Annotated in this window: 38 protein-coding genes; 7 read left to right on the top strand and 31 right to left on the bottom strand. The window is 55.3% G+C overall.

Annotated elements, in window-relative coordinates:
• Positions 1-9: 9 nt before the first annotated feature.
• The 14 genes from rplE to rpsJ form a co-directional block, all read right to left on the bottom strand.
• Complete coding sequence (gene rplE, locus ACL2XM_RS24620) at positions 10-549, bottom strand: 50S ribosomal protein L5 (protein ID WP_162368684.1); 540 nt, start codon at positions 547-549, stop codon at positions 10-12.
• A gap of 14 nt (positions 550-563) precedes the next feature.
• Positions 564-878, bottom strand: a complete 315-nt coding sequence (gene rplX, locus ACL2XM_RS24615; RefSeq protein WP_162368685.1) for a 50S ribosomal protein L24 — start codon at positions 876-878, stop codon at positions 564-566.
• Positions 879-888: 10 nt separating this feature from the next.
• On the bottom strand, positions 889-1,260 hold the full coding sequence (rplN, locus tag ACL2XM_RS24610; protein WP_132923655.1) for a 50S ribosomal protein L14: 372 nt from the start codon (positions 1,258-1,260) through the stop codon (positions 889-891).
• Positions 1,261-1,429: 169 nt separating this feature from the next.
• Positions 1,430-1,684: a 30S ribosomal protein S17 gene (gene rpsQ / locus ACL2XM_RS24605; protein ID WP_410013280.1), complete on the bottom strand. Its 255-nt coding sequence runs from the start codon at positions 1,682-1,684 to the stop codon at positions 1,430-1,432.
• Positions 1,681-1,875 carry a 50S ribosomal protein L29 gene (gene rpmC, locus ACL2XM_RS24600; RefSeq protein WP_410013279.1) on the bottom strand — a complete coding sequence of 65 codons (195 nt, stop codon included), beginning with the start codon at positions 1,873-1,875 and terminating at the stop codon, positions 1,681-1,683. The genes rpsQ and rpmC overlap by 4 nt, the downstream gene beginning before the upstream one ends.
• Positions 1,875-2,285, bottom strand: a complete 411-nt coding sequence (gene rplP / locus ACL2XM_RS24595; RefSeq protein ID WP_162368688.1) for a 50S ribosomal protein L16 — start codon at positions 2,283-2,285, stop codon at positions 1,875-1,877. Before rplP ends, rpmC begins: the two co-directional genes overlap by 1 nt.
• 12 nt (positions 2,286-2,297) lie before the next feature.
• Complete coding sequence (gene rpsC / locus ACL2XM_RS24590; protein ID WP_162368689.1) at positions 2,298-2,999, bottom strand: 30S ribosomal protein S3; 702 nt, start codon at positions 2,997-2,999, stop codon at positions 2,298-2,300.
• 17 nt (positions 3,000-3,016) lie between these two features.
• Positions 3,017-3,349: a 50S ribosomal protein L22 gene (gene rplV, locus ACL2XM_RS24585; RefSeq protein WP_011412083.1), complete on the bottom strand. Its 333-nt coding sequence runs from the start codon at positions 3,347-3,349 to the stop codon at positions 3,017-3,019.
• Positions 3,350-3,363: 14 nt separating this feature from the next.
• Positions 3,364-3,642 (bottom strand): 30S ribosomal protein S19, encoded by a 279-nt coding sequence (gene rpsS / locus ACL2XM_RS24580; protein WP_132923660.1) that lies wholly within the window; start codon positions 3,640-3,642, stop codon positions 3,364-3,366.
• Between the two features lie 14 nt (positions 3,643-3,656).
• Positions 3,657-4,481, bottom strand: a complete 825-nt coding sequence (rplB, locus tag ACL2XM_RS24575; protein WP_410013278.1) for a 50S ribosomal protein L2 — start codon at positions 4,479-4,481, stop codon at positions 3,657-3,659.
• A gap of 17 nt (positions 4,482-4,498) precedes the next feature.
• Entirely contained in the window at positions 4,499-4,801 is a 303-nt protein-coding gene (gene rplW / locus ACL2XM_RS24570; protein ID WP_162368692.1) for a 50S ribosomal protein L23, read from the bottom strand.
• Positions 4,798-5,403 carry a 50S ribosomal protein L4 gene (rplD, locus tag ACL2XM_RS24565; protein ID WP_410013277.1) on the bottom strand — a complete coding sequence of 202 codons (606 nt, stop codon included), beginning with the start codon at positions 5,401-5,403 and terminating at the stop codon, positions 4,798-4,800. The genes rplW and rplD overlap by 4 nt, the downstream gene beginning before the upstream one ends.
• Before the next feature lie 16 nt (positions 5,404-5,419).
• Positions 5,420-6,049: a 50S ribosomal protein L3 gene (rplC, locus tag ACL2XM_RS24560; RefSeq protein WP_410013276.1), complete on the bottom strand. Its 630-nt coding sequence runs from the start codon at positions 6,047-6,049 to the stop codon at positions 5,420-5,422.
• Between the two features lie 32 nt (positions 6,050-6,081).
• On the bottom strand, positions 6,082-6,393 hold the full coding sequence (gene rpsJ / locus ACL2XM_RS24555; protein ID WP_001181005.1) for a 30S ribosomal protein S10: 312 nt from the start codon (positions 6,391-6,393) through the stop codon (positions 6,082-6,084).
• A 346-nt stretch (positions 6,394-6,739) separates the two neighbouring features.
• Between rpsJ and ACL2XM_RS24550 the strand changes: the two genes are divergently transcribed.
• On the top strand, positions 6,740-7,483 hold the full coding sequence (locus ACL2XM_RS24550) for a prepilin peptidase (RefSeq protein ID WP_413731852.1): 744 nt from the start codon (positions 6,740-6,742) through the stop codon (positions 7,481-7,483).
• A 141-nt stretch (positions 7,484-7,624) separates the two neighbouring features.
• On the opposite strand, the gene bfr is transcribed toward ACL2XM_RS24550, so the two are convergent.
• The 11 genes from bfr to fkpA all read right to left on the bottom strand — a co-directional run bounded on the left by bfr (position 7,625) and on the right by fkpA (position 16,139).
• Positions 7,625-8,104 (bottom strand): bacterioferritin, encoded by a 480-nt coding sequence (gene bfr, locus ACL2XM_RS24545; protein WP_410013274.1) that lies wholly within the window; start codon positions 8,102-8,104, stop codon positions 7,625-7,627.
• Between the two features lie 73 nt (positions 8,105-8,177).
• Positions 8,178-8,372, bottom strand: a complete 195-nt coding sequence (gene bfd / locus ACL2XM_RS24540) for a bacterioferritin-associated ferredoxin (RefSeq protein ID WP_410013273.1) — start codon at positions 8,370-8,372, stop codon at positions 8,178-8,180.
• Between the two features lie 174 nt (positions 8,373-8,546).
• Positions 8,547-9,731, bottom strand: a complete 1,185-nt coding sequence (gene tuf, locus ACL2XM_RS24535; RefSeq protein WP_410013272.1) for an elongation factor Tu — start codon at positions 9,729-9,731, stop codon at positions 8,547-8,549.
• Positions 9,732-9,802: 71 nt separating this feature from the next.
• A complete protein-coding gene (gene fusA, locus ACL2XM_RS24530; RefSeq protein ID WP_410013271.1) occupies positions 9,803-11,911 on the bottom strand; it encodes an elongation factor G in 2,109 nt (702 codons plus the stop codon).
• Positions 11,912-12,007: 96 nt separating this feature from the next.
• Entirely contained in the window at positions 12,008-12,478 is a 471-nt protein-coding gene (gene rpsG, locus ACL2XM_RS24525) for a 30S ribosomal protein S7 (RefSeq protein WP_011412093.1), read from the bottom strand.
• A 94-nt stretch (positions 12,479-12,572) separates the two neighbouring features.
• Positions 12,573-12,947, bottom strand: a complete 375-nt coding sequence (gene rpsL / locus ACL2XM_RS24520) for a 30S ribosomal protein S12 (protein WP_162367223.1) — start codon at positions 12,945-12,947, stop codon at positions 12,573-12,575.
• A gap of 257 nt (positions 12,948-13,204) precedes the next feature.
• Positions 13,205-13,492, bottom strand: a complete 288-nt coding sequence (gene tusB, locus ACL2XM_RS24515) for a sulfurtransferase complex subunit TusB (RefSeq protein WP_413731850.1) — start codon at positions 13,490-13,492, stop codon at positions 13,205-13,207.
• Between the two features lie 14 nt (positions 13,493-13,506).
• The gene (tusC, locus tag ACL2XM_RS24510; protein WP_410013269.1) at positions 13,507-13,866 is read right to left on the bottom strand and encodes a sulfurtransferase complex subunit TusC; all 360 of its coding nucleotides are present in this window, start codon (positions 13,864-13,866) and stop codon (positions 13,507-13,509) included.
• Positions 13,867-13,875: 9 nt separating this feature from the next.
• Complete coding sequence (gene tusD, locus ACL2XM_RS24505) at positions 13,876-14,262, bottom strand: sulfurtransferase complex subunit TusD (RefSeq protein ID WP_410016713.1); 387 nt, start codon at positions 14,260-14,262, stop codon at positions 13,876-13,878.
• Between the two features lie 2 nt (positions 14,263-14,264).
• The gene (locus ACL2XM_RS24500; RefSeq protein WP_410013268.1) at positions 14,265-14,987 is read right to left on the bottom strand and encodes a transcriptional regulator; all 723 of its coding nucleotides are present in this window, start codon (positions 14,985-14,987) and stop codon (positions 14,265-14,267) included.
• Positions 14,988-15,269: 282 nt separating this feature from the next.
• Positions 15,270-16,139 carry an FKBP-type peptidyl-prolyl cis-trans isomerase gene (gene fkpA, locus ACL2XM_RS24495; RefSeq protein WP_410013267.1) on the bottom strand — a complete coding sequence of 290 codons (870 nt, stop codon included), beginning with the start codon at positions 16,137-16,139 and terminating at the stop codon, positions 15,270-15,272.
• A 327-nt stretch (positions 16,140-16,466) separates the two neighbouring features.
• Between fkpA and ACL2XM_RS24490 the strand changes: the two genes are divergently transcribed.
• Positions 16,467-16,685, top strand: a complete 219-nt coding sequence (locus ACL2XM_RS24490) for a protein SlyX (protein WP_162367218.1) — start codon at positions 16,467-16,469, stop codon at positions 16,683-16,685.
• A gap of 82 nt (positions 16,686-16,767) precedes the next feature.
• On the opposite strand, the gene slyD is transcribed toward ACL2XM_RS24490, so the two are convergent.
• From slyD to kefG, 4 genes are all read right to left on the bottom strand, one after another.
• Entirely contained in the window at positions 16,768-17,355 is a 588-nt protein-coding gene (gene slyD, locus ACL2XM_RS24485; RefSeq protein ID WP_410013266.1) for a peptidylprolyl isomerase, read from the bottom strand.
• Between the two features lie 94 nt (positions 17,356-17,449).
• Positions 17,450-17,653, bottom strand: coding sequence for a YheV family putative zinc ribbon protein (locus tag ACL2XM_RS24480; protein ID WP_410013265.1), 204 nt, complete (start codon positions 17,651-17,653; stop codon positions 17,450-17,452).
• Positions 17,637-19,481 (bottom strand): glutathione-regulated potassium-efflux system protein KefB, encoded by a 1,845-nt coding sequence (kefB, locus tag ACL2XM_RS24475; protein ID WP_410013264.1) that lies wholly within the window; start codon positions 19,479-19,481, stop codon positions 17,637-17,639. Before kefB ends, ACL2XM_RS24480 begins: the two co-directional genes overlap by 17 nt.
• Positions 19,474-20,034: a glutathione-regulated potassium-efflux system ancillary protein KefG gene (kefG, locus tag ACL2XM_RS24470; protein WP_410016712.1), complete on the bottom strand. Its 561-nt coding sequence runs from the start codon at positions 20,032-20,034 to the stop codon at positions 19,474-19,476. Before kefG ends, kefB begins: the two co-directional genes overlap by 8 nt.
• Positions 20,035-20,166: 132 nt before the next feature.
• On the opposite strand from kefG, the gene ACL2XM_RS24465 reads away from it, so the two are divergent.
• Entirely contained in the window at positions 20,167-22,092 is a 1,926-nt protein-coding gene (locus ACL2XM_RS24465; protein WP_413729339.1) for an ABC transporter ATP-binding protein, read from the top strand.
• 5 nt (positions 22,093-22,097) lie between these two features.
• Here the strand turns inward: ACL2XM_RS24465 and ACL2XM_RS24460 are convergent, their stop codons facing one another.
• Entirely contained in the window at positions 22,098-22,700 is a 603-nt protein-coding gene (locus ACL2XM_RS24460; protein ID WP_413731848.1) for a LysE family translocator, read from the bottom strand.
• A gap of 121 nt (positions 22,701-22,821) precedes the next feature.
• Here ACL2XM_RS24460 and ACL2XM_RS24455 point away from each other — a divergent pair, with 121 nt between their 5' ends.
• Positions 22,822-23,064, top strand: coding sequence for a YheU family protein (locus ACL2XM_RS24455; RefSeq protein WP_410013261.1), 243 nt, complete (start codon positions 22,822-22,824; stop codon positions 23,062-23,064).
• 104 nt (positions 23,065-23,168) lie between these two features.
• Entirely contained in the window at positions 23,169-24,038 is an 870-nt protein-coding gene (locus ACL2XM_RS24450; RefSeq protein WP_410013260.1) for a phosphoribulokinase, read from the top strand.
• Between the two features lie 632 nt (positions 24,039-24,670).
• On the opposite strand, the gene ACL2XM_RS24445 is transcribed toward ACL2XM_RS24450, so the two are convergent.
• Complete coding sequence (locus tag ACL2XM_RS24445; RefSeq protein ID WP_410013259.1) at positions 24,671-25,093, bottom strand: OsmC family protein; 423 nt, start codon at positions 25,091-25,093, stop codon at positions 24,671-24,673.
• Here ACL2XM_RS24445 and ACL2XM_RS24440 point away from each other — a divergent pair.
• Together ACL2XM_RS24440 and crp are read left to right on the top strand one after the other, a co-directional pair.
• Positions 25,053-25,241 carry a hypothetical protein gene (locus ACL2XM_RS24440; protein ID WP_410016823.1) on the top strand — a complete coding sequence of 63 codons (189 nt, stop codon included), beginning with the start codon at positions 25,053-25,055 and terminating at the stop codon, positions 25,239-25,241. The two genes, ACL2XM_RS24445 and ACL2XM_RS24440, sit on opposite strands and share 41 nt — an antisense overlap.
• 167 nt (positions 25,242-25,408) lie before the next feature.
• On the top strand, positions 25,409-26,041 hold the full coding sequence (crp, locus tag ACL2XM_RS24435; protein WP_034895576.1) for a cAMP-activated global transcriptional regulator CRP: 633 nt from the start codon (positions 25,409-25,411) through the stop codon (positions 26,039-26,041).

The raw sequence follows: 26,041 nt of genomic DNA, 5'->3' as shown, positions 1-26,041 counted from the left end.
TACCCTGCCTTACTTGCGGAATGGGAAGTTAAAGGCGGCCAACAGTGCACGACCTTCATCATCGGATTTCGCAGTAGTGGTGATGGTAATATCCAAGCCACGAACGCGATCGACTTTGTCATAATCGATTTCCGGGAAGATGATCTGCTCACGTACGCCCATGCTGTAGTTACCACGACCATCGAACGACTTGGTGGACAAGCCACGGAAGTCACGAATACGCGGTACAGCAATGGATATCAGTCGCTCAAAGAACTCCCACATGCGTTCACCACGCAGGGTTACTTTACAGCCGATCGGATAGCCCTGACGGATTTTGAAGCCCGCAACGGATCTGCGTGCCTTGGTGATAAGCGGTTTTTGACCGGAAATTGCCGCTAAATCGTTCGCAGCATTATCCAGCAGTTTTTTATCAGCAATCGCTTCACCAACACCCATGTTCAGGGTGATCTTCTCGACCCGAGGGACTTGCATGACAGAATGATAGCCGAATTCTTTCATTAACTTTTCGACTAGTTCGTCTTTGTAGTAATCATGCAGTTTCGCCATCGTACTACTCCAAGTTACTTGATTGTTTCGCCGTTAGATTTGAAGATACGGACTTTTTTTCCGTCTTCAATCTTAAAGCCTACACGGTCCGCCTTGTTGGAGGCACCGTTGAAGATAGCAAGGTTGGAAAGCTGAATTGCCGCTTCCTGTTCAACGATGCCGCCCGGCTGGTTCGTAGCCGGAACTGGTTTTTGGTGTTTCTTAACCAGATTGATACCTTCAACAATGGCCTTGCCCGTAGACAGGACATTCTTTACTTTACCGCGCTTACCTTTATCTTTGCCGGTTAGCACGATAACTTCGTCATCACGACGGATTTTCGCTGCCATGATTCGCTCCTTAAAGTACTTCTGGTGCCAGAGAAATGATTTTCATGAACTTTTCGGTACGCAGTTCACGAGTCACCGGCCCAAAAATACGCGTACCGATGGGTTGCTCACTATTGTTATTCAACAAAACACAAGCATTACCATCGAAGCGAACGACAGAACCGTCAGGGCGACGGACACCCTTCTTGGTGCGCACCACTACCGCCTTCAGGACATCACCTTTTTTGACCTTGCCACGCGGAATTGCTTCCTTGATGGTGATCTTGATGATATCGCCGACGCCTGCGTAGCGACGGTGCGAGCCACCTAGAACCTTGATACACATTACGCGACGCGCGCCGGAGTTGTCGGCCACGTTCAGCATAGTCTGTTCTTGGATCATGTTAGTGCTCCGCTAATGTCAACTACAACTTTAGGACCCATATTAGGTCGTTAAGAAAAACCCCATAATACAGGGCGCAGCATTATAACACCGCACTCAGGATATGGGTAGAAAAAATAAACGGCTCGTGCTTTGAGCCGTTTATCTTGTTTGGAGCGCGCTTACTGTATTACAGAATCGCTTTCTCTACAACGCGAACAAGTGTCCAGGACTTAGTCTTGGAGATCGGACGGCATTCGCGGATTTCCACGACGTCACCGATACCACTTTCATTGCTCTCGTCGTGTACGTGCAGCTTGGTCGTACGCTTGATGAATTTGCCGTAAATCGGGTGTTTCACAAAACGTTCGATGGCAACGACAATGGATTTCTCCATTTTGTCGCTGATCACGCGACCTTGCAGAGTACGGATATTGTCACTCATTGCGCACCCGCCTTCTCAGTCAATAACGTTTTAACGCGTGCAACATTGCGACGCACTTGCAACAACAGGTGTGTCTGTTGCAGCTGGCCACTGGCCGCCTGCATGCGCAGGTTAAACTGCTCGCGCAACAGGTTCAACAGCTCGGTGTTCAGCTCTTCAACGCTTTTTTCACGCAGCTCTTTTGCTTTCATTACATCACCGTCTTAGTTACAAAGGTGGTTTTAATCGGCAGTTTCGCTGCTGCCAGCTTGAAGGCTTCGCGGGCAACTTCTTCCGGAACGCCGTCCATTTCATACAGGACTTTGCCCGGTTGAATCAAGGCAACCCAATATTCCACGTTGCCCTTACCTTTACCCATACGCACTTCAAGCGGCTTCTCGGTGATCGGTTTGTCCGGGAATACACGGATCCAGATCTTACCTTGACGCTTAACTGCACGCGTCATTGCACGACGCGCAGCTTCGATTTGACGAGCAGTCAGACGACCACGGCCAACAGCTTTCAGACCGAAAGTACCGAAGCTAATATCCGTGCCCGCAGCCAGACCGCGGTTGCGGCCCTTATGCATTTTACGGAATTTTGTACGCTTTGGTTGTAACATCAGCGACTCTCCTTACTTGCGGCCTTTGCGCTGCTGCTTTTTAGGTTGAGCAGCCGGTTTTTCCGGTTGTTCAACGGCAGCCATACCACCCAGAATCTCACCTTTGAAGATCCACACTTTTACGCCGATGACACCATAAGTGGTGCGCGCTTCGGAGGTGTTGTAGTCGATATCCGCACGCAGCGTATGCAGCGGAACGCGACCTTCGCGGTACCATTCGGTACGTGCGATTTCAGCGCCGCCAAGACGACCACTGACTTCAACTTTAATACCCTTAGCGCCCAGACGCATGGCGTTCTGTACAGCACGCTTCATAGCACGACGGAACATAACACGACGTTCCAGCTGTGAAGATATGCTGTCAGCGACCAGCTTCGCGTCCAGTTCCGGTTTACGGATTTCGGCAATATTGATCTGCGCAGGCACGCCGGCGATATCCGCAACGACCTTACGCAGTTTTTCAACGTCTTCACCTTTCTTGCCGATAACGATGCCCGGACGAGCGGTGTGAATAGTCACACGGATGCTCTTGGCCGGACGCTCGATAACGATGCGAGAAACGGAAGCCTTCGCCAGTTCCTTGATCAGGAATTGACGAACTTTAAAGTCGCTGTCCAGGTTGTCAGCGAATTCTTTGGTATTCGCGTACCAGGTAGAGTTCCAAGGTTTGACAATACCCAGGCGAATACCATTAGGATGTACTTTCTGACCCATTGCTAGTCTCCAGAGTCTCAGCGATCGGACACAACCACAGTGATGTGGCTGGTGCGCTTCAAGATGCGATCCGCCCGACCTTTTGCACGAGGCATAATGCGCTTCATGCTTGGGCCGGCGTCGACGAATATTTTCGCGACTTTCAGATCATCGATATCTGCGCCATCGTTGTGTTCAGCGTTAGCAATGGCAGACTCCAGTACTTTTTTAACCAGACCAGCAGCTTTCTTGTTGGTGTAGGTCAAAACTTCCAGAGCTTGCGACACTTTCTTACCGCGGATAAGGTCAGCCACCAGGCGTACCTTTTGAGCAGAAGAACGAGCGTGGCGATGTTGAGCGATAGTTTCCATCTCTTCCTCCTACCTTAGCGTTTTTTAGCCTTACGGTCGGCCGCATGGCCGCGATAAGTACGCGTCGGCGCGAATTCACCCAGTTTGTGACCGACCATTTCGTCGGAAACAAATACCGGTACGTGCTGACGACCATTATGGACAGCGATGGTCAAACCGATCATTGTTGGAAAGATCGTTGAACGACGGGACCAAGTGCGTATAGGCTTCTTGTCACCGCTTTCCACCGCTTTCTCTACCTTCTTCAGCAAGTGCAGGTCTATGAATGGACCTTTCTTGAGAGAACGTGGCATGGTTTATCCTCTAATTATTTTTTACTACGGCGACGTACGATGAACTTATCGGTACGCTTATTACTACGGGTCTTCTTACCTTTGGTCTGCAGGCCCCACGGACTGACCGGGTGCTTACCAAAGTTACGACCTTCACCACCACCATGCGGGTGATCCACCGGGTTCATCGCCGTACCGCGGACGGTCGGACGAATACCACGCCAGCGGCTTGCACCGGCTTTGCCCAGTACACGCAGCATGTGTTCGGCGTTACCGACTTCACCCATGGTTGCGCGGCATTCAGACTGCACTTTACGCATTTCGCCGGAGCGAAGACGCAGAGTGACATAAGCGCCGTCACGGGCAACAATCTGAACGTAAGCACCGGCGGAACGCGCCAGCTGACCGCCTTTACCCGGTTTCATTTCCACGTTATGCACGGTGGAACCAACCGGAATATTGCGCATCGGCAGGGTGTTGCCGGCCTTGATGGCGGCGTCGACGCCAGACTGAATCTGGTCACCTGCTTTCAGGCCTTTCGGCGCCAGTACGTAACGACGTTCGCCGTCTTTGTACAGCACTAAAGCGATGTTGGCAGAACGGTTCGGATCATATTCCAGGCGCTCTACGATTGCCGGGATACCGTCTTTGTCGCGTTTAAAATCGACAACACGGTATTGTTGTTTATGACCACCACCGATATGGCGCGTAGTGATACGGCCATTGTTGTTACGTCCACCGGATTTAGTGAGTTTTTCCAGCAACGGGCCATAAGGCTTGCCCTTGTGCAGCTCAGGGTTGACCACTTTAACTACGTGGCGACGACCCGGAGATGTCGGTTTACATTTAACAATTGCCATTGTTCTTCTCCTCCGACTTACTCTGCGCCGCCGATGAAGTCCATGTTCTGGCCTTCCTTCAGGGTGACGTAAGCTTTTTTCCAGTCGCTACGACGACCGATACGCTGTCCATGACGCTTCGTTTTCCCTTTAACGATCAGGGTGCGAACGTCATTGACTTCGACTTCAAACAGTTTATGCACAGCGGCTTTAATTTCTGCTTTGGTCGCGTCTTTAGCTACTTTGAGTACGATGGTGTTATGCTTTTCCATCGCTGCAGACGCTTTTTCAGAAACGTGCGGCGCGCGCAAAACTTTCAGCAAACGTTCTTCACGAATCATGCCAGCATCTCCTCAACTTGCTTCACAGCGTCAGCCGTCATGACGACTTTGTCGAAGGCGATCAGGCTAACCGGGTCAATACCTGCGACATCGCGAACGTCTACTTTGTAGAGGTTGCGCGCGGCCAGGAACAGGTTTTCATCCAGTTCGCTCGTAATGATCAGCACATCTGCAAGCGACATGTCTTTCAGTTTCTGTACCAGCAGCTTGGTTTTAGGCGCTTCGACAGAAAAAGACTCAACGACGATCAGACGTTCTTGACGTACCAGCTCGGACAGGATGCTTTTCAGCGCCCCACGGTACATCTTCTTATTTACCTTCTGGCTGTGATCCTGCGGCTTGGCGGCAAATGTTACGCCACCTGAACGCCAGATTGGGCTCTTCACCGTACCTGAACGCGCGCGACCGGTACCCTTCTGACGCCATGGTTTCTTACCGGAACCAGTAACTTCAGCACGGGTCTTCTGAGCGCGAGTACCTTGACGGGCACCTGCTGCATAAGCAACAACAACCTGGTGTACCAGCGCTTCGTTGAAGTCACGCCCGAAGGTAGTTTCGGAAACAGTCAGCGCGCTTTGCGCGTCTTTCAATACCAATTCCATTCCTATCTCCTCGACGTTACGCCTTGACAGCCGGTTTAACGATCAGGTCGCCGCCGGTTGCTCCCGGGACAGCGCCTTTGACCAGCAGCAGGTTGCGCTCAACGTCAACACGTACTACGTCCAGGCTTAGAACGGTTACACGCTCGTTACCCATCTGGCCTGCCATTTTCTTGCCCTTGAATACCTTACCCGGAGTCTGGTTCTGACCGATTGAACCATGACCACGGTGGGACAAGGAGTTACCATGGGTAGCATCCTGGGTACGGAAGTTCCAGCGCTTTACAGTGCCTGCAAATCCTTTACCTTTGGACGTACCGGTAACGTCAACTTTTTTCACATCGGCGAACAGTTCGACGCTGATGCTTTGACCCGCAGTGATTTCTGCAACGTCTTCGACGCGGAATTCCCACAGGCCACGGCCGGCTTCAACGCCTGCCTTAGCGAAGTGACCGGCTTCAGGCTTAGTCACACGATTGGCTTTTTTGGTGCCGGTGGTGACCTGAATAGCGCGGTAACCGTCGTTGTCCAGGTCTTTAACCTGAGTTACGCGGTTGGCTTCGATTTCAATAACGGTTACTGGGATGGAAACGCCATCTTCAGTGAAGATGCGAGTCATGCCCACTTTACGACCGACTAAACCCTTCATTGTTTCAACCTCTCAATCGTTTGGTGACCTGATTAACCCAGGCTGATCTGCACATCAACACCAGCAGCCAGATCCAGACGCATCAGAGCATCAACGGTTTTTTCGGTTGGCTCAACGATGTCAACCAGACGCTTATGAGTGCGAATCTCATACTGATCGCGCGCATCTTTATTGACGTGCGGAGAAATCAGAACGGTAAAGCGCTCTTTGCGGGTCGGCAGCGGGATCGGACCCCGTACCTGAGCACCGGTACGTTTGGCAGTCTCGACTATTTCCGCGGTTGATTGATCGATCAAACGATGATCAAACGCTTTCAAACGGATACGGATTCTTTGGTTCTGCATGAGACCAGAGCTCCAATTATTTATAAACGTAGAAAATTACTCCTCGCACCCATTTCGATTGATGGGGGAGTGTAATCATTCAGTATTATCCCCATATCGGGGATGTTGTGTGCTGGCTTACCGCCTTCGCGGCCAGCGCGGACTCATTGAGTCGGCTTGTTTCTTATGTCTATGAGACAAGCCCGCGCATTATACGTTAATTTGCTCATGAAGCAAGCGACGATACGGTAAAAAACGCCGGAAACCGGCGCTCATTCCATTTCCGCAGGGGCAGAATGGGCGGCGGCACCGATTTCAGGCAGGCTTATGCCAGCTGGGATGCCGGAAAAAGGGAAGGAAGGCGCGCGTGATAACGGTATTGTCGGTTTTCTGCCTGCTCTTGTATGGCGTCATCATGGGCCATCTCGCCCGGCGCATTCTCGGGTGGGCCCGCGCGCTGCCAGGCGCCACGGCGGCGCGGCGCGGGCCACTGCCGGGCGGCGGTTGCGCCGGCGGGGGACGGTTGGCATATGGCCGGCTTACGGCGATCTCCGGCCAGCGGGCTTCCGCGGCGCCTGGGGCCCGCCGCGCCGCGTGGACAATGCTGTCCCGCCAGATGTGGAAACGGCGCTGCGAGGCAAGCTGCGCGCTGGCGTTCCTGGCGGCGTTCGCCGCCCTGCCGGCGGAACGCCTGGTGAGCGGCCTGGTGTTCAGCTGGTTTTTATTAACGCTGAGCTGGATTGACTATCATACCCTGCTGCTGCCCGACCGGCTTACCCTGCCCTTCCTGCTGTGCGGACTGCTCAGCCCGCTTGGCGAACCGCAATCGCTCTATGTCGGCCTGCTGGGCGCGCTGTGCGGCGGCGGCGGCCTGTGGCTGCTGAACGGGGTGTTTTACCGGGTGAGAGGCTACGCGGGGCTGGGCGGCGGCGATATCAAGCTGCTGAGCGGGCTGGGGGCCTGGCTGGGATGGCAAGCGTTGCCGCTGTTATGCGCGAGCGCGGCGCTGACCGGGATAGCGTGGTGGCTGCGGCGCCGGACGGCGGATAAAGACATTCCCTTTGGTCCCTGCCTGGCGCTGGCAGGCTGGTGGATATACCTCGGCCCTTAGCGCCACTGCCCGGCCGCACATGACAATGCGGCCAGGTTACGCCGGAAACGCGGCAGCCAGGAGCCGATGCGTATCGGTCATAACCGTCGCATCATGCGCAGGCGTTGCTTTATCATTATTTAGCGGGGAACAGCCTGACGCCTATTGCGCCGCATCTTTTAACTGGGACTGGAGATAGTTCTGCAGGCCGACCAGTTTGATTAAATCCAGTTCGGTTTCCAGGAAATCGATATGGTGCTCTTCGTCCGCCAATATCTCGATCAGCAGATCGCGGGTGACATAATCCCGGACGCTGTCGGCATAAGAGATGCCTTCGCGCAGATCCTGCGCGCCCTGCAGTTCCAGGTTCAAATCCGAACGCAGCATTTCCTCGACATTTTGCCCGATGTTAAGCGTGCCCAGATCCTGCAGGTTAGGCAGTCCCTCCAGGAAAAGAATACGCTCGATATAACGATCGGCGTGCTTCATTTCATCGATGGATTCGTGGTATTCAATGTCGTTCAGACGCATCAGCCCCCAGTTCTTAAACATACGGGCGTGCAGGAAGTACTGATTGATGGCTACCAGCTCGTTGCCAAGCAGGGTATTGAGATGGGTGATAATTTGGTCATCGCCTTTCATAATTCACTCCTCCGTTGCGGTAATGTACAGAATATAACCGCGTCAGAGTAAATCAAGGTAATAACCCTACTAATTATGCAATTTTTTCAAACGGCACTAACTGCTGTAATTCGTCTTCCATAACCAACCGGGCCTTGCATGCGCATTTACCGCATTTATTCGCCACCGGCACGACACTTTTAAGTTCTTGAAACGTCTTCGGTTGGTAGTTTCTTACCGCCTTGCGTATGGCAGTATCGCTTACCGCATTACACAAACAAACGTACATTTTTCATACTCATTAAAATCAAATTAGGCATAATTTAAATGAGAACGAGTGTCATTTCAATAGCAGAACTATTTTTGTTTTGTAAATATCCGTCGCCGGTAAATAACCGCTTCTTTTTGCAGCAAATAAAAAAAGGGCGCCAAGGCGCCCTTTTTTGCATAAAACGGAAATGTCTTACGCGATAACCTTGGCAACCACGCCGGCGCCAACGGTACGGCCGCCTTCGCGAATAGCGAAACGCAGGCCGTCGTCCATGGCGATCGGGGCAATCAGGTTAACAACCATTTTGATGTTGTCGCCAGGCATAACCATTTCCACGCCTTCCGGCAGTTCGATGGTACCGGTCACGTCAGTGGTACGGAAGTAGAACTGAGGACGGTAGCCTTTGAAGAACGGCGTATGACGGCCGCCTTCATCCTTGGACAGGATGTAGACTTCGGATTCGAACTGGGTATGCGGGTGGATTGAACCCGGTTTAGCCAGTACCTGGCCGCGTTCCACGTCGTCACGCTTGGTGCCGCGCAGCAGGACGCCGACGTTTTCACCGGCACGGCCTTCGTCCAGCAGTTTACGGAACATTTCAACGCCGGTACAAGTGGTCTTGATGGTGGCTTTGATGCCGACGATTTCAACTTCTTCGCCCACTTTAACGATGCCGCGTTCCACACGACCGGTTACCACGGTGCCGCGGCCGGAGATGGAGAATACGTCTTCGATAGGCAGCAGGAACGGCTTGTCAATCGCACGTACCGGTTCCGGGATGTAGGTATCCAGGGCTTCGGCCAGTTCGATGATTTTAGAGGTCCAGGCTTCGTCGCCTTCCAGTGCTTTCAGCGCGGAACCACGGATTACCGGGGTGTCGTCGCCTGGGAAGTCGTACTGGGACAGCAGTTCGCGCACTTCCATTTCAACCAGTTCCAGCAGTTCTTCGTCATCGACCATGTCGCATTTGTTCATGAAGACGATGATGTAAGGAACGCCTACCTGGCGAGCCAGCAGGATGTGTTCGCGGGTCTGCGGCATCGGGCCGTCGGTTGCGGCAACCACCAGGATTGCGCCATCCATCTGGGCGGCGCCGGTGATCATGTTTTTCACATAGTCGGCGTGTCCCGGGCAGTCTACGTGCGCGTAGTGGCGGGCCGGGGTATCGTATTCAACGTGGGACGTGTTGATGGTGATACCACGGGCTTTTTCTTCCGGTGCGTTGTCGATCTGATCGAAGGCACGGGCGCTGCCGCCGTAAGCTTTGGCCAGCACGGTGGTGATGGCGGCGGTCAGGGTGGTTTTACCATGGTCGACGTGACCGATGGTGCCGACGTTAACGTGCGGTTTTGTACGTTGGAACTTTTCTTTAGACACGGCTATATTCCTTACTCTTATGCTCTCCCCCATTGGAGAGAGCACGGGATATTAATTGTAGACCCTAAAGCTTATTTACCGGCTTTACGGGCTTCGATAATGGCCTGAGCAACATTGTTCGGTGCTTCATTGTACTTCAGGAACTCCATGGAGTAAGAAGCACGGCCCTGAGTCTGTGAACGCAGATCTGTAGCATATCCAAACATTTCAGACAAGGGGACCTGCGCACGAACGGTCTTGCCGGTCGCAGTATCTTCCATGCCGTCGATCATGCCGCGACGACGGTTCAAGTCACCGATAACGTCACCCATGTAGTCTTCCGGCGTTTCAACTTCAACTTTCATGATAGGTTCCAGCAGAACTGGTTTCGCTTTCATGAAGCCTTCTTTAAACGCCATGGAACCGGCAATTTTAAACGCCATTTCCGAGGAGTCGACTTCGTGGTATGAACCATCGAAGGCCGCAACACGGACGTCCACAATCGGATATCCGGCCAGAACGCCGTTTTTCAGCTGTTCCTGGACGCCTTTATCCACCGCGGGCACGTATTCTTTTGGAACCACGCCGCCGACGATTTCATTAAGGAATTCGTAGCCTTTACCACCTGGTTCCATCGGTTCGATACGCAACCAGATGTGACCGAACTGACCGCGACCACCGGACTGACGAACAAACTTGCCTTCTTGCTCAACAGTATTGCGGATGGTTTCGCGGTACGCTACCTGCGGTTTACCGACGTTAGCTTCAACGTTGAACTCGCGACGCATACGATCGACGAGTATTTCGAGATGCAGCTCGCCCATACCTGCGATGATGGTCTGACCGGACTCTTCATCGGTCCAGACGCGGAAAGACGGATCTTCCTGCGCCAGACGGCCCAGGGCCAGACCCATTTTTTCCTGGTCGGCCTTGGTTTTCGGTTCTACAGCCACAGAGATAACCGGTTCCGGGAACTCCATGCGTTCCAGGATGATCGGCTTGCTCTGATCGCACAGCGTATCGCCGGTGGTCACATCTTTCAAGCCAATCGCAGCGGCGATATCGCCGGCGCGGACTTCCTTGATTTCTTCACGTTTGTTGGCGTGCATCTGCACGATACGGCCAAAACGCTCACGTTTGTCTTTAACGGAGTTCAGCACGGTATCGCCGGAGTTAACCACACCGGAATAAACGCGGAAGAAGGTCAGGTTGCCCACGAACGGGTCGGTGGCGATTTTAAACGCCAGCGCCGAAAAGGGTTCGTCATCGCTTGAATGGCGTTCGGCATGGGTCTCGCCGTCTTCCAGCACGCCGTTGATGGCCTGAACGTCGGTCGGTGCCGGCAGGTATTCGATTACCGCATCCAGCATCGCCTGTACGCCTTTGTTCTTAAACGCAGAACCGCAGGTAACCAGGATGATTTCGTTGTTCAGCACGCGTTGACGCAGACCCATCTTGATTTCTGCTTCGGTCAGTTCTTCGCCGCCGAGGTATTTATCCATCAGCTCGTCATTGGCTTCAGCCGCGGATTCAACCATATGTTGATGCCACTTCTGCGCCAGTTCCTGCAGTTCAGCCGGGATCTCTTCGTATTCGAAGCTGATGCCCTGATCGGCCTCACTCCAGTTGATGGCTTTCATCTTCACCAGATCGACAACACCGGTGAATTTTTCTTCGGCGCCGATGGCCAGCTGGATCGGAACCGGGTTAGCGGCCAGACGGGTTTTCAGCTGTTCAACAACGCGCAGGTAGTTCGCGCCCATACGGTCCATTTTATTCACGAACGCGATACGCGGAACTTTATATTTGTTGGCCTGGCGCCACACGGTTTCGGACTGAGGTTGCACACCGCCTACCGCACAGTAAACCATGACCGCGCCATCAAGCACACGCATGGAACGTTCTACTTCGATGGTGAAGTCAACGTGTCCCGGGGTGTCGATGATGTTGATGCGATGGGCATCAAACTGTTTAGCCATACCGGACCAGAAACAGGTGGTCGCCGCGGACGTAATGGTAATTCCGCGCTCTTGTTCCTGTTCCATCCAGTCCATGGTGGCGGCGCCATCGTGGACTTCACCGATTTTATGGTTTACACCGGTATAGAACAGAATACGTTCAGTGGTGGTGGTTTTACCGGCGTCGATGTGCGCACTGATACCGATATTACGATAACGCACAATTGGTGTTATACGAGCCATTTGTATCCTCGATTACTGGGGCGTTCTATTCGAGCTAACCCAGGCAGGGCGAGCTGTCCGCACGCCCACCTGGTTAGCATGACTACAGCGGCATAATTACCAGCGGTAGTGGGCGAACGCCTTGTTGGCATCTGCCATACGGTGAACGTCTTCACGTTTCTTAACAGCAGTGCCTTTATTTTCTGCTGCATCGGAAAGTTCGTTCGCCAGGCGCAGGGCCATAGATTTATCACCGCGTTTACGAGCAGCTTCAACGATCCAACGCATTGCCAGGGCATTACGACGGACCGGACGAACTTCTACTGGCACCTGATAAGTAGAACCACCAACGCGACGGGACTTGACTTCGACAGTCGGGCGCACGTTGTCCAGAGCTACTTCGAAAGCTTCCAGATGTCCTTTACCGGAACGCTGAGCCAGGGTCTCCAGCGCGGTATAGACAATTGCTTCGGCAGTAGATTTTTTACCATCTACCATCAGGATATTGACAAATTTTGCCAACAGCTCGGATCCGAACTTAGGATCCGGCAGGATTTTACGTTGACCAATGACGCGACGACGTGGCATGGGATAACTCCGTTGTTAATTCAGGATTGTCCAAAACTCAATGAGTTCTTTGACATTAATAATAAAATGTTTGGCCTTACTTAACGGAGAACCATTAAGACTTGGGCTTCTTCACGCCGTATTTGGAGCGGCCCTGCTTACGGTCTTTAACGCCTGAGCAGTCGAGCGCACCGCGAACGGTGTGGTAACGCACACCGGGAAGGTCTTTTACACGACCGCCACGGATCAGGATCACGGAGTGTTCCTGCAGGTTATGGCCTTCACCGCCGATATAGGAAGTGACTTCAAAACCGTTAGTCAGACGAACACGGCATACTTTACGCAGCGCGGAGTTCGGTTTTTTCGGGGTGGTGGTATATACGCGGGTACATACGCCACGTTTTTGCGGGCATGCTTCCAGCGCCGGAACGTTGCTTTTAGCAACCTTCATGGTGCGTGGCTTGCGTACCAGCTGGTTAATTGTTGCCATTCGATAAAACTCCTGGTTTTTGCTTCGTAAACACGTAATAAATCGCCTCGTTAAGCCGCAAGGCAAAGAACGAGGACGCAGAATTTTATGGCCGACGGGTGAGGGTGTCAAGAAATATACAATATACCCGCTATCTTTCGCGCTGCGGATGCCTTGGCTGCGTTCGTTTATCCCCCTCCCTTATCGCTGTACGCTGATCGCAATGCGTTCCCTTGACCGCCTTGCCGCAAGGCGCAATTCAGAGGGTAGCGCCCTGCTTACCATGCCATTTGTTGCGATTGTTTTACCGTCAGCGAGACAAACCCAGTATAGCTTATCAGGGTGATTTTGTCCGAAAAATGAGCAAGCAGGCCGCGGGCGGCAACGTCGGCGTCAAGGGCATACAACCCGAGCGGCGAGGCGATAAGCCGCTCCAGCGCGGCGGTTCCCGCCAGCCCGGCTATCACGCCGTCCTGTATCAGCAGCAGATCGTCGCCCCTGCGGGCGGTAAGCAGCAGCGCCGGCAGGTCGCGGGCGTAAGGGGAGCGGCTAAGGGTATAAAGCATGGCGTTTTCCCGGCTCAGAAGGTCAAGACAGTATCAAAAGCGGACAAGCGCTCGCGCCAGCGCGCGGCGGGCAACACCTCGGCGTCGAGCACCCAGCCCGTGGCGCCGGCCAGCCCGCGCTCCGCCAGGGACTCCGCGCAGAGGTAAAAACGCGTGATATCGTAAATCGGCAATACGCCGAAGGTGGGGATGAAATTGCGCGCCAGGATTTCCGCCGGCCGCTGCTGCGGCAATAGCAACAGGACGCCATCGCCAATAAAAAACACGCCGATCTCATCGGTTAGCGCCGATGCGGCCAGCAGCGCATCCAGTCCTTCCCGTCCAGACGCGTCGCCGTGGGGGCCATGGGTAAAAACAAAGGCAAGGCGTTTCATCAGGGCACCTTAAAACTGGATAAACCGATCGCACTCAAGCACGGCCTGCGCCAGCGTGCCCAGGCCGCTCAGGGTAAAACCCGGCTGCAGGTTGCCCTGCTCCGGTGCCGGCGGCGCATCCTGCGCCCCGTCCGTCACGCCCCGGCGCAACGCCGCGGAGACACATACATCCAACGGCACCTGATGCTCCAGGCCAAGCTGCTGCCAGGCGCGCACGATATCCACCTCGTCGCCGGCCGGGGACGTATGGCGATTGGCGTTATAGACGCCGTCCTGATAAAAAAAAATGCTGTTGATCCGGTGGCCTGCGGCCAGCAAGGCCCGTGCAAACTGCAGGGCGCTGCTGGACTGCTGCGTGCCGTAGGCCGGCCCGCCGACCATCAGGCAGTAACGCAGGCTCACCGATCCAATCCCAGGAAATCACCGCTTTTAAACTGGCGGATATACAAATAGACCGTATGTTTGGAAATATTCAGCCGATCCGCCACCTGGTTGATGGCGTCCTTGATATCGAAAATGCCCTTTTCATACAGGTTAAGCACAATCTGGCGGTTCTTGGCGTTGTTGGACACGCCGCGATCGGCATTGACTTCCTCGATGGTGAACTCAAGGGTTTGCGCCACCAGGTCGTCCACCGAAGACGCGAAATTGACCGAGGTGGCGTTTTCCTGGGCTTCCGGCGGGACAAAGGTTTGCATGATTTGGGAAAAGGGCACGTCAAGATTCATATTGATGCACAGCAGGCCGATGACCCGTTGTTCGCGGTTGCGAATGGCGATGGTGACGGATTTCATCAGCACGCCGCTTTTGGCCCGGGTAAAGTAGGCTTTCGACACGCTGCTGTCCTCGCCCGCCATGTCATGCAGCATGCGCAGGGCCAGGTCGGAAATGGGCGAGCCGATTTTGCGTCCGGTGTGTTCGCCGTTGGCGATGCGCACGGCGGAGCTTTTCAAATCTTCCAGGGAATGCAGCACGATTTCGCAGTGTTCGCCGATAAGCATCGCTAGTCCATCCACCACGGCTTCGTAGGATGCCAGTATTTCATGATCAACCGGGCTGAATGGCCGTTCGTCCAAAACATCCAGTTCGTTGAATTCTGGGGTCGGAAGAGAAGTAGACATATGCAGACACCACCCGTTAAAGCGAGCCTGCCCGCATCCCTGGACAAACTCGGCTGTCAGTTGTATTTACCGGTCGCTAGTCTAGCAAATGATTTAAAACGCTGTCCTTGTGTTTGGACAGATTTTTACAACTTATTGGCCGACAAAGGCGCTATAACGCGCTTTTTTTGGGTTGGCATGCCCGGTTTCCGGCGGGAGAATGTGAATAAAAAAGGGCGGTGGCTGTTGAGACAGCCACCGCCCTTCATCACTGGCAACGCGTTTTACGCGCCGGCAGTGTGGTTATTTAGTAGTTTCAGCCGCGCCGGCCGGTGCTTCAGCCGCCGGCTTTTCGCCTTCGGCAGCCTTAGCCGCCGGTTTAATATCCAGCAGTTCCACGTCGAAAATCAGGGTGGAGTTGGCTGGGATTCCCGGGACGCCGGTTTTGCCATACGCCTGTTCCGGCGGAATCACCAACTCGATCTTGCCGCCTTTGTGGATCTCTTTCAGGCCTTCGGTCCAGCCGGGGATGACGCCGTCAAGACGGAATGACAGAGGTTCGCCGCGTTTGTAGGAGTTGTCGAATTCCGTACCGTCGGCCAGCGTACCCTTGTAGTTGACCACCACGGTATCGCTATTGGTCGGCGCTTTGCCGGTACCCGGTTTTTCAACTTTGTACAGAACACCGCTGGCCGTTTTCTTCACGCCTTTTTGCTTGGCGTAGTCGGCGCGGAATTTATCGCCTTTTTCGGCGTTGTCCTTGGCTTCCTGCTCCATTTTGGCCTGGGCGGCTTCTTTCACGCGCGCCTCGAAGCTCTGGAGAGTAGCCTCGATTTCTTCGTCAGTCAGCTTGCTCTTGTTGCCAAAAGCGTCCTGAACACCGGCGATCAGCTGATCTTTATCCAGCTTGATGCCTAACTTTTCCTGTTCCTTCAGGGAGTTGTCCATGTACCGACCCAATGAGGCGCCTAACGCGTAAGCAGCCTGTTCCTCGCTGCTTTTGAATTTGTCCGAGGTGGCGTTGGCCGGAGCAGTTGCCGGAGCGGTCGCTGTGGTGCCAGCCGCGGCGGGGGCATCAGCCGCTGCGGTGCTATCCGCGGCCATTACCTGGGCAGCATTGAGGGCTAGCGCCATGGTGGTAGCCAACAGCGTGACTTTAAACAGTGATTTCATCCATATCTCCATAGCCTGGGCTATCTTGTCCCAAGGTCGATAACTAAGTTAAGCCGATACTATAGCCGTGAGCGTAAACACAACACAATCGCTATCCCGATGAATTGAGTCTTTCTAAGACTTTTTTTACGTCAAGAAGTTTCTTTTTTAGCGGCGCCATTGAAGCCTGGTTCGGTGACGCGGGCATATAATAGGCTTTCGGCGGGCATTTATCGTCATTTACCGATAGAATAACACCTGGTTGTTGTCGCAGCTTAATCCGGGTATGAGGTCGGGCCGACGCGATCGCCCCTATTCCATGATAAACGGTATTGAGAGGAGGACACTATGGAGTTATCCCAATTGGAACAACGTCTTGATTTGCTGGAAGGCCGGCTTGCGTTCCAGGAAGTCACGATAGATGAACTGAATCAGACCGTGGTCGCGCATCAACGGGATATCGGCAGGCTGCAGGAGCAACTGCGCTTATTGTCGGAGAAACTGCGCACGCAGCAAACCTCGATTATCGCGTCTCAATCGGAAGAGACGCCGCCGCCGCACTATTAATTTTAATTAATTCGTTGAATAACCAATAAAACGGGGCGGAAAAACCCGCCCCATCGGCTATCGGGGTCCGAGCGAACCGGGTTTAGTGGCAACCGCAGCCGCCATTGCCGCCGCATCCGCCGCCTTTGTGCTCGTGGTCATGGCCGTGGCCGCCGCAGCAGTCGCCGCCGTGATCGTGGTCATGGCCTTCATGCTCGTGATCGTGTTCGCCGTGAACATGGCCGTGGGCCAGTTCTTCCGCCGTCGCTTCGCGAATAGCCAGCACCTCGACGTGGAAGTTCAAATCCTGGCCGGCCAGCATGTGGTTGCCGTCCACCACCACATGGTCGCCGTCGACTTCGGTAATTTCAACCGGCACCGGGCCTTGATCGGTCTCGGCCAGGAAACGCATGCCGACCTCAAGTTCCTCGACGCCCATGAACACCTCTTTCGGGACGCGCTGCACCAGGTTGTCGTCGTAATGACCGTAGGCATCGTCGGCAACGATATGCACATCAAAGCTATCACCCTCATCGTGGCCGTCCAGGGCATTTTCCAGGCCCGAGATCAAAGAACCATGCCCATGGAGATAGTCCAACGGCGCACTCACCGGAGACTCATCGACCAACACGCCATCTTCTGTCCGTACCTGGTAAGCCAGGCTGACCACCAGGTCTTTTGCTACTTTCATGATATCTCCTACCGTTGGAAACTGAATTGGCGCAGATTCTAACGAAAATTTACGCGCATGTATCCTTCAGCTTAAAAAAATTGAGGGTATAAGGCTACTCCGGATCAAAAATACCGATAATGCGATCCTTTGCCGGCGTTTTATCCGCAGCCGCCGGGTCGGTTTGGCGCTGAGTAAAACCGCACTTTACACAAATGACGTTATCCGTCCCCTGGTCCTGCCAGACCGCCAGGGTATCCTTCGCCTGGCACTCGGGGCATACCGCGCCGGCAATAAAACGTTTACGCTTTGCCGTCATGGTGTTTATCTCCCTGCGGATGGTTATCTTCCCAGCCGTCAAGCTGGCGACGTTCATGCTGCATTTCGCGCTGGAAGATATCCTCCAGCTCGCGCCGGGCCTCCTTGACGCGGGATATTTGCGCCACATCCCCCTGCAGCTGCGGCATCAGCTCCCGCAGCATGCGGGTATCGATGCGGCGGAAATGCTGCTGGGCGCGATAGGCCTGGTGGGGATGCATCCCCAGTTCCAACAACGCCTTGCGGCCCAGATCCAGCGCGCTGGAAAAAGTTTCCCGCGAAAACTGATTCACCCCGGCCAGCAGCAGCTCATGGGCCTCGACGCGGCCCCGCGCCCGCGCCAGTATCTTCAGGTGCGGGAAATGCTGCTGGCACAGGTGCACGATGGTCATGTTGTCTTCCGGCGTATTGGCGGCGACCACGATGGCTTTTGCTTTCTCCGCCCCGGCGGCGCGCAGCAACTCAAGCTCGGTGGCATCGCCGTAATACACCTTATAACCATAGCTGCGCATCAGGCTTACCGCACTGATATCGCGCTCAAGTACCGTAATCCGCATCTTATTGGCCATCAGCAGGCGGCCTATCACCTGGCCGAAACGGCCGAAACCCACGATGATCACCTGCGGCTCGTCATCGTCGACGAAGGGTTTTTCACCCTCCTCGTCCTGGGCATTGTAACGTCGGACCAGGATAAGATCGATGAGTTGCATTAATAAGGGGGTGGTAATCATCGACAGCGTCACGGTGACCAGCAGCAGGGCCAGCTGATCGGGCGAGAGGATTTTTTGCGCGCCGGCGGCGGAAAACAGGACAAAGGCGAATTCCCCGCCCTGGCTTAGCACGCCGGCGAACTGTAGCCGCACCGAGCTGCGCAGACCGGATATCCGCGCCAGGATATACAATACCGTCCCTTTGACCAGCACCAGGACCGCCAGGCCGGCCACCACGGTCAGCAAGTGGACATATAAAATGCCCAGGTTGAGCGCCATGCCCACCGAGATGAAAAACAGGCCGAGCAGTAATCCCTTGAACGGCTCGATGGCGATCTCCAGCTCATGGCGGTATTCACTCTCCGCCAGCAGCACGCCGGCGATAAAGGTGCCCAGCGCCATGGATAATCCGAGCATATCCATAAATAGCGCCGCGCCCAGCACCACCATGAGCGAGGCGGCGGTAAACACCTCGCGCACATTAGCCATGGCGACATAACGGAACAGCGGCCGCAGCAGGTAGCGCCCGCCCACCAGCATGATAAAAAACGCCGCCACCTTCATGCCGATTTTCATCCAATCGCTCGGTTCGCTGCCGCCGCCGGCCAGGATAGGGATGAGGGATAACGTGGGGATTACCGCCATATCCTGGAACAGCAGGACGGAAAAGCCGAGCTGGCCGCCTTCATTGCGGTTCATGCCTTTGTCGCGCATCAGCTGCAGCGCGATGGCGGTGGACGACATGGCCAGGCCGATGCCGCCAATCAGCGCCGATTGCCAGGTGGCATGGGTCAGGTAAAGAGCCCCGCCCAGCAGCAACGCGGTAAAGAAAAGCTGCGCGGCGCCGACGCCGAAGATCGATCGCCTCAGTTCCCATAGCTTCGACGGATTCAGCTCCAGGCCGATGATAAACATCAGGAACACCACCCCAAGTTCGGAGAAGTGCAGGATTTCATCCACATCGCGGATAAAACCCAGCCCCCAGGGGCCGATGGCGATACCCGCCGCAAGGTAGCCGATCACCGCGCCTATGCCCAGGCGCTGGGCTATGGGCACCGCAACGACGGCGGCGAATAAAAACAGCACCACGGCGGTCAAAAACGACGGACTGCTATCCAATGCGTTGTCCCCTTTCGTTAAGCGGCTCTTTCAGCCATTGGGCGTATTCGCCGGCATGGCGCGCCAATACGACGGGATCCAGCCTTCTGGCCCAATAGATCACCTGCGGGCGCACCCAATGCATGCGGCACATGGTGGCGGTCAATTCGAACGGGCGTAGAATATCCTCCATGCCGTAGCGGCTGTAGCCGCGGTTAAGATAAGCGCCCTCCGGTTCGCCGGTGGTGATAACCGTTCGCCAGTATTTCCCCGCCAGGGCGTCGCCGCCGATGCCGCTGGCAAATCCGCGCGCCAGCACCCGGTCGAGCCACTCTTTCAATAATGCCGGGCAGCTGTAAGTATAAAGCGGGTGCTGGAACACAATGACCTGATGTTCACGCAATAATTGCTGTTCGTGGTGAATATCAATAAAAAAATCCGGATAAAAGGCGTAAAGATCATGTACGGTGACATGCTCGAGCGACGATGCCGCCTGCAGCAAAATCCGGTTGGCAACCGAATCCTGTGATTCCGGATGGGCATACAACAACAAAACTTTGGGTGGCTGCGCGATCAATTCCCCTCCAAAGCGTCGTCAGGGCGCGGCTTTTCCGCTACCATGCTTCGCAAAGTTGAAACCAGGACAGGTTATCCTGGATAGCATTCAATAATGTTAATTTAACATACTCTCAAACTATGGCGCTTTATGATTGTCTTCTCCTCACTGCAAATTCGCCGCGGTACCAACGTACTGCTGGATAACGCCACCGCCACGGTGAATCCCGGGCAAAAGGTCGGACTCGTCGGCAAGAACGGCTGCGGCAAATCAACATTATTGGCATTGCTGAAGCATGAACTCGGCTGCGACGCCGGCAGCGTGACCTTCCCCGCCAACTGGTCGATGGCCTGGGTTAACCAAGAGACGCCGGCCCTTGACGTGCCGGCGCTGGAGTATGTTATCGACGGCGATCGCGAGTATCGCCAGCTGGAAGCCGACCTCCAGCTCGCCAACGAGAAAAACGACGGCCACGCCATCGCCACCGTGCACGGCAAGCTGGACGTTATCGAGGCATGGACCATTCGGCCGCGCGCCTCGAGCCTGCTGCACGGGCTGGGGTTCAGCCAGGATCAATTGCAACAGCCGGTGCGGGATTTTTCCGGCGGCTGGCGTATGCGCCTTAACCTGGCGCAGGCGCTGATTTGCCGCTCCGATTTGCTGTTGCTTGATGAACCGACCAACCACTTGGATCTGGATGCAGTCATCTGGCTGGAAAAATGGCTGAAGAATTATGACGGTACGCTGATTCTGATTTCCCATGACCGGGATTTTCTCGATCCTATCGTAAATAAAATCCTGCATATTGAACAGCAGACGTTGAACGAATATACCGGCAACTACTCGTCGTTTGAGCAGCAGCGGGTGACCAAGCTGGCGCAACAGCAGTCGCTGTTCCAGCACCAGCAGGAAAAAGTGGCCCATTTGCAGCATTATATCGACCGTTTCCGTGCCCAGGCCACCAAGGCCAAGCAGGCGCAAAGCCGGATCAAGATGCTTGAGCGGATGGAGCTGATCGCCCCGGCCCATGTGGATAATCCCTTCCAGTTCAAGTTCCGTACTCCGGAAAGCCTGCCGAGCCCCCTGCTGAGCATGGAGAAAGTCAGCGCCGGTTATGGCGAGCGCACCATCCTTAATTCCATCAAGCTTAACCTGGTGCCCGGTTCGCGCATCGGCCTGCTCGGACGCAACGGCGCCGGCAAGTCGACGCTTATCAAGCTGCTGGCCGGCACCCTTGAGCCGCAGTCCGGCACCATCGGCCTGGCGAAAGGCATCAAGCTGGGTTATTTCGCCCAGCATCAGCTGGAGTTCCTGCGCGCCGACGAATCGCCGCTAGCGCATATGATCCGGCTGGCGCCGCAGGAGTATGAGCAGGCGCTGCGCGACTATCTGGGCGGGTTTGGTTTCCGTGGCGATAAGGTGACCGAACCGACCGCGCGTTTTTCCGGCGGCGAAAAGGCCCGGCTGGTGCTGGCGCTGATTGTCTGGCAGCGTCCCAACCTGCTGCTGCTCGATGAGCCGACCAACCATCTGGATCTGGATATGCGCCAGGCGCTGACCGAAGCGCTGATAGATTTCGACGGCGCGCTGGTGGTGGTGTCCCATGACCGGCATTTACTGCGTTCCACCACCGATGAATTTTATCTGGTGCATGACGGGCGCGTCGCGTCGTTTGACGGCGATGTGGAGGATTACCAGCAGTGGCTGGTGGATCAGCAGCGCCAGGCGGCGGCGCAGGACGGCAATGATACCGAGACCCCGGCGCCGCAGGTCAATAATGCCCAGGCCAGGAAAGACCAGAAGCGGCGCGAGGCGGATTTCCGTAATCAGACCCAGCCGTTGCGCAAGGCCATTACCCGTTATGAACAGCAAATGGAAAAACGTGGCGCGGAGCTGGCGGCCATCGAGGCCGGACTGGCCGACGCGGCGCTGTATGATATCAGCCGTAAAGCGGACCTGGCCCTGGCCCTGCAGCAGCAGGCCAAGGTTAAATCGCAGCTGGAAGAGGCGGAAATGGCGTGGCTGGACGCCCAGGAACAGTTGGAGACCCTGACCCGGGAGTTCGAGTCGCAATAAGCGCGTCAGCGCCAGATCAGCAATACGCAGGCCGCCGTCAGCAGGCCCATGGCGACGTTAAAAGCGATCCAGGCGCGTTTGCTGCGCAGCAGCCGGCCGATAAGGGTGCCGAAGCCGAGCCAGATAACGCCGGAGACGATATTGACGCTGACGATGCCGACGCTGATGGCGCCGACGGAGGTGATATAGGCGCTGCCGCTCAGGCTGAAGCTGGCCACCGCGCCCAGCGCCATCAGCCATGCCTTGGGATTAAGAAACTGCAGCAGGCCGCCCTGGTAGAAGGGAATGGGCCGGGGGGGCGGCGCGTCGGTTTCCAGTTTTTCATAGGCGGCGGTGGCTATTTTCCAGGCCAGCCACAGCAGGTAAAGGCTGCCCGCCACCTTCAGCATAAAATGCAGGGACGGATAGAGCGTGATCAGGCCGCCGATGCCGAAGGCCACCAGCAGCAGGATACATTGCATGCCGAGCATGATGCCGATCATCAGCGGCATTGAGCGCCAGAAGCCAAAATTGGCGCCCGAGGCGGTAAGCAGCATATTATTAGGGCCAGGGGTAATGGCGGCCACCCAGAGAAACCCCAGCATTGACAGAAAAAGACCCAGTTCCACGTTTTGGCGGCTCCCCGTAAAATAACGCGTATGAAGCTACCAGTGCGCACGGGGATGCACAAGGCATAACAGGTGAAATTTACTCAACACCTTGATTTATTGACTATCGGGACACAATATCGTGATTATTCCCTGGGAACAAATCGATCCTGACACGCTCTATAACCTGATCGAGTCCTTTGTACTGCGTGAGGGCACCGATTATGGCGAGCAGGAGAAATCACTGGCGCAAAAGGTCGAGGATGTAAAACGCCAGTTGATAAGCGGCGAGGCGGTGGTGGTCTGGTCGGAATTGCATGAAAATATCAATATCATGCCGCGCGGCCGGTTTAATGACCAGGCCGGAGATACGCCGGGCGAATAGCGAAGCCCCTGGCCCCTAAGCGCTAAATATGCTAACACTCACTTCTGGGCCTTGATGCCGGGCGCACTTCTTCACGCCGCAATTCAACCAAGCGTAGGGTTACCATGTCGACAAAACACCCCATTATTGCCGTTACCGGTTCCAGCGGTGCGGGCACCACCACCACCAGCCTGGCGTTTCGTAAAATATTCCAGCAGTTGAATATCCACGCCGCCGAACTGGAGGGTGACAGCTTTCATCACTTTACCCGGCCGGAAATGGATATGGCGATCCGCAAGGCGCGGGATTTAGGGCGCCATATCAGCTACTTTGGTCCGGACGCGAATAACTTTGGCCTGTTGGAGCATACGTTTCATCAGTATGGCGATACCGGCCGCGGCCAGTCGCGTAAATATCTGCATACGTATGACGAGGCGGTGCCGTATAACCAGATCCCCGGTACCTTTACGCCCTGGCAGGCGTTGCCGGAACCGACGGACGTGTTATTTTACGAGGGGCTGCACGGCGGCGTGGTAACCGATAGCCATGACGTGGCGAAGCACGTGGATTTGCTGGTGGGCGTGGTGCCCATCGTCAACCTGGAGTGGATCCAGAAACTGGTGCGCGATACCGGCGAGCGGGGGCATTCGCGCGAGGCGGTGATGGATTCGGTGGTGAGGTCGATGGAGGATTATATTAACTACATCACGCCGCAGTTTTCCCGCACCCATATCAATTTCCAGCGGGTGCCGACCGTCGACACGTCGAACCCTTTCGCCGCCAAGGCGATTCCCTCACTTGACGAAAGTTTTGTCGTTATTCATTTCCGTAGCCTGGCGCATATCGACCTGCCTTACCTGCTGGCGATGCTGCAAGGCTCCTTTATTTCCAATATTAATACGCTGGTGGTGCCCGGGGGCAAGATGGGGCTGGCGATGGAGCTGATAATGGGGCCGCTGGTACAGCAGTTGCTGGAAGGAAAGGAAATTAAGTAAACTCGAGGCATCGGGCGGGAACACCACGCCCGATTCGGCCCCATCGGCATGCTTTCCCTTGAACACGCCAGGATTCGCTGCGGTGTTGGCGGGCCTAGCATACCCTGGGGCGCTCGGTCGGGCGGGAACACCACGCCCGATTCGACCCCATCGGCATGCTCTCCCTTAAACACGCCAGGATTCGCTGCGGTGTTGGCGGGCCTAGCATACCGTGGGGCGCTCGGTCGGGCGGGAACACCACGCCCGATTCGACCCCATCGGCATGCTCTCCCTGGAACACGCCAGGATTCGCTGCGGTGTTGGCGGGCCTAGCATACCGTGGGGCGCTCGGTCGGGCGGGAACACCACGCCCGATTCGACCCCATCGGCATGCTCTCCCTTGAACACGCCGGGTTTGAGCGCGGTGTTGGCGGGCATACCGTGCCATGGGGCGCTCGGTCGGGCAGAGAAACCATGCCCGATTCGACCCCATTGGCGCGCTCTCCCTTGAACACGCCGGGTTTGAGCGCGGTGTTGGCGGGCATACCGTGCCATGGGGCGCTCGGTCGGGCAGAGAAACCATGCCCGATTCGACCCCATTGGCGCGCTCTCCCTTGAACACGCCGGGTTGGAGTGCGGTGACGGCGGGACGGTTAGGCGGCGGGGGCGTGGTGTTCGTCGCGCACTTCAAAGCTGTGGGTCATATTGACCGACGCGCCGAGCATCAGTGAGACCGAGCAGTATTTTTCCGCCGATAGCGTCACCGCCCGCTCCACCGCCTTGTCGGTCAGCCCGGCGCCGGTGACGATAAAATGCAGGTTGATATGGGTAAACAGGCGCGGCGCCTCGTCGCGGCGCTCGGAGGTGAGTTTGACCTCGCAGTCCCGGACGTCCTGCCGCGCTTTGTGTAAAATCGATACCACATCAATGGCGCTGCAGCCGCCGACCGACATCAATACCATTTCCATTGGGCTGGGCGCTTTTTCGCCCGCGTTCCCATCCATCAAAACCTGGTGGCCCGAGGCGGATTCGCCCATGAAAGACAACCCTTCTACCCATTTGACCCGTGCCTGCATTATGATACTCCTGATGAAAAGCTTTCCAGCAGACTACATTTTTGTTGGAAAACTGGCAATGTTACTGAACATACTTCATGCTGAAGCAAGACAACAGAAGACACTGCTTCAAACCTATGCTAAAAACAAGGCTGGATCGGCCTCATGATAATGAAAGGGCAAGAGATCGATCGGAACATCACATTACCAGACCCTAATAAGTTCCCTTACGTCGCTCCGTTTAAACGCGGAGTCAGAGTGAATAATACAAGCGCCGTAACAGGGAATACGATGTCCCGAACCTGGGATAGCGATGACAAAAGAGGATAACAGCGAATGGTTCTCGGCAAACCGCAAACAGACCCGACTCTCGAATGGTTCCTGTCTCATTGCCATATTCATAAGTATCCATCGAAGAGTACACTTATACATCAGGGTGAAAAGGCTGAAACGCTTTACTACATCGTTAAGGGCGCCGTGGCGGTGCTGATTAAGGATGAAGAAGGCAAAGAGATGATTCTCTCCTATCTTAACCAGGGAGATTTCATCGGTGAGCTCGGCCTATTCGAGGAAGGTCAGGAACGCAGTGCCTGGGTACGGGCGAAAACCGCCTGTGAAGTCGCCGAGATTTCGTATAAAAAATTCCGGCAGCTGATTCAGGTGAATCCGGATATCCTGATGCGCCTGTCGGCGCAAATGGCCAGTCGTTTACAGGTAACGTCGGAAAAAGTCGGCAACCTGGCATTCCTGGACGTTACCGGACGCATAGCGCAAACCCTGTTGAACCTGGCGAAACAACCCGACGCCATGACCCACCCCGACGGCATGCAGATAAAAATCACCCGTCAGGAAATCGGCCAGATTGTCGGCTGTTCCCGCGAGACGGTAGGACGTATTCTTAAAATGCTCGAAGATCAAAATCTTATATCCGCGCACGGTAAAACCATTGTTGTTTACGGCACGCGCTGA

The organism is Sodalis sp. RH20, assembly GCF_047324205.1.
Classification (GTDB): domain Bacteria; phylum Pseudomonadota; class Gammaproteobacteria; order Enterobacterales; family Enterobacteriaceae; genus Acerihabitans.
The sequence above is the reverse complement of the archived record's forward strand: the minus strand, read 5'-3'. Positions and strand labels throughout refer to the sequence as shown.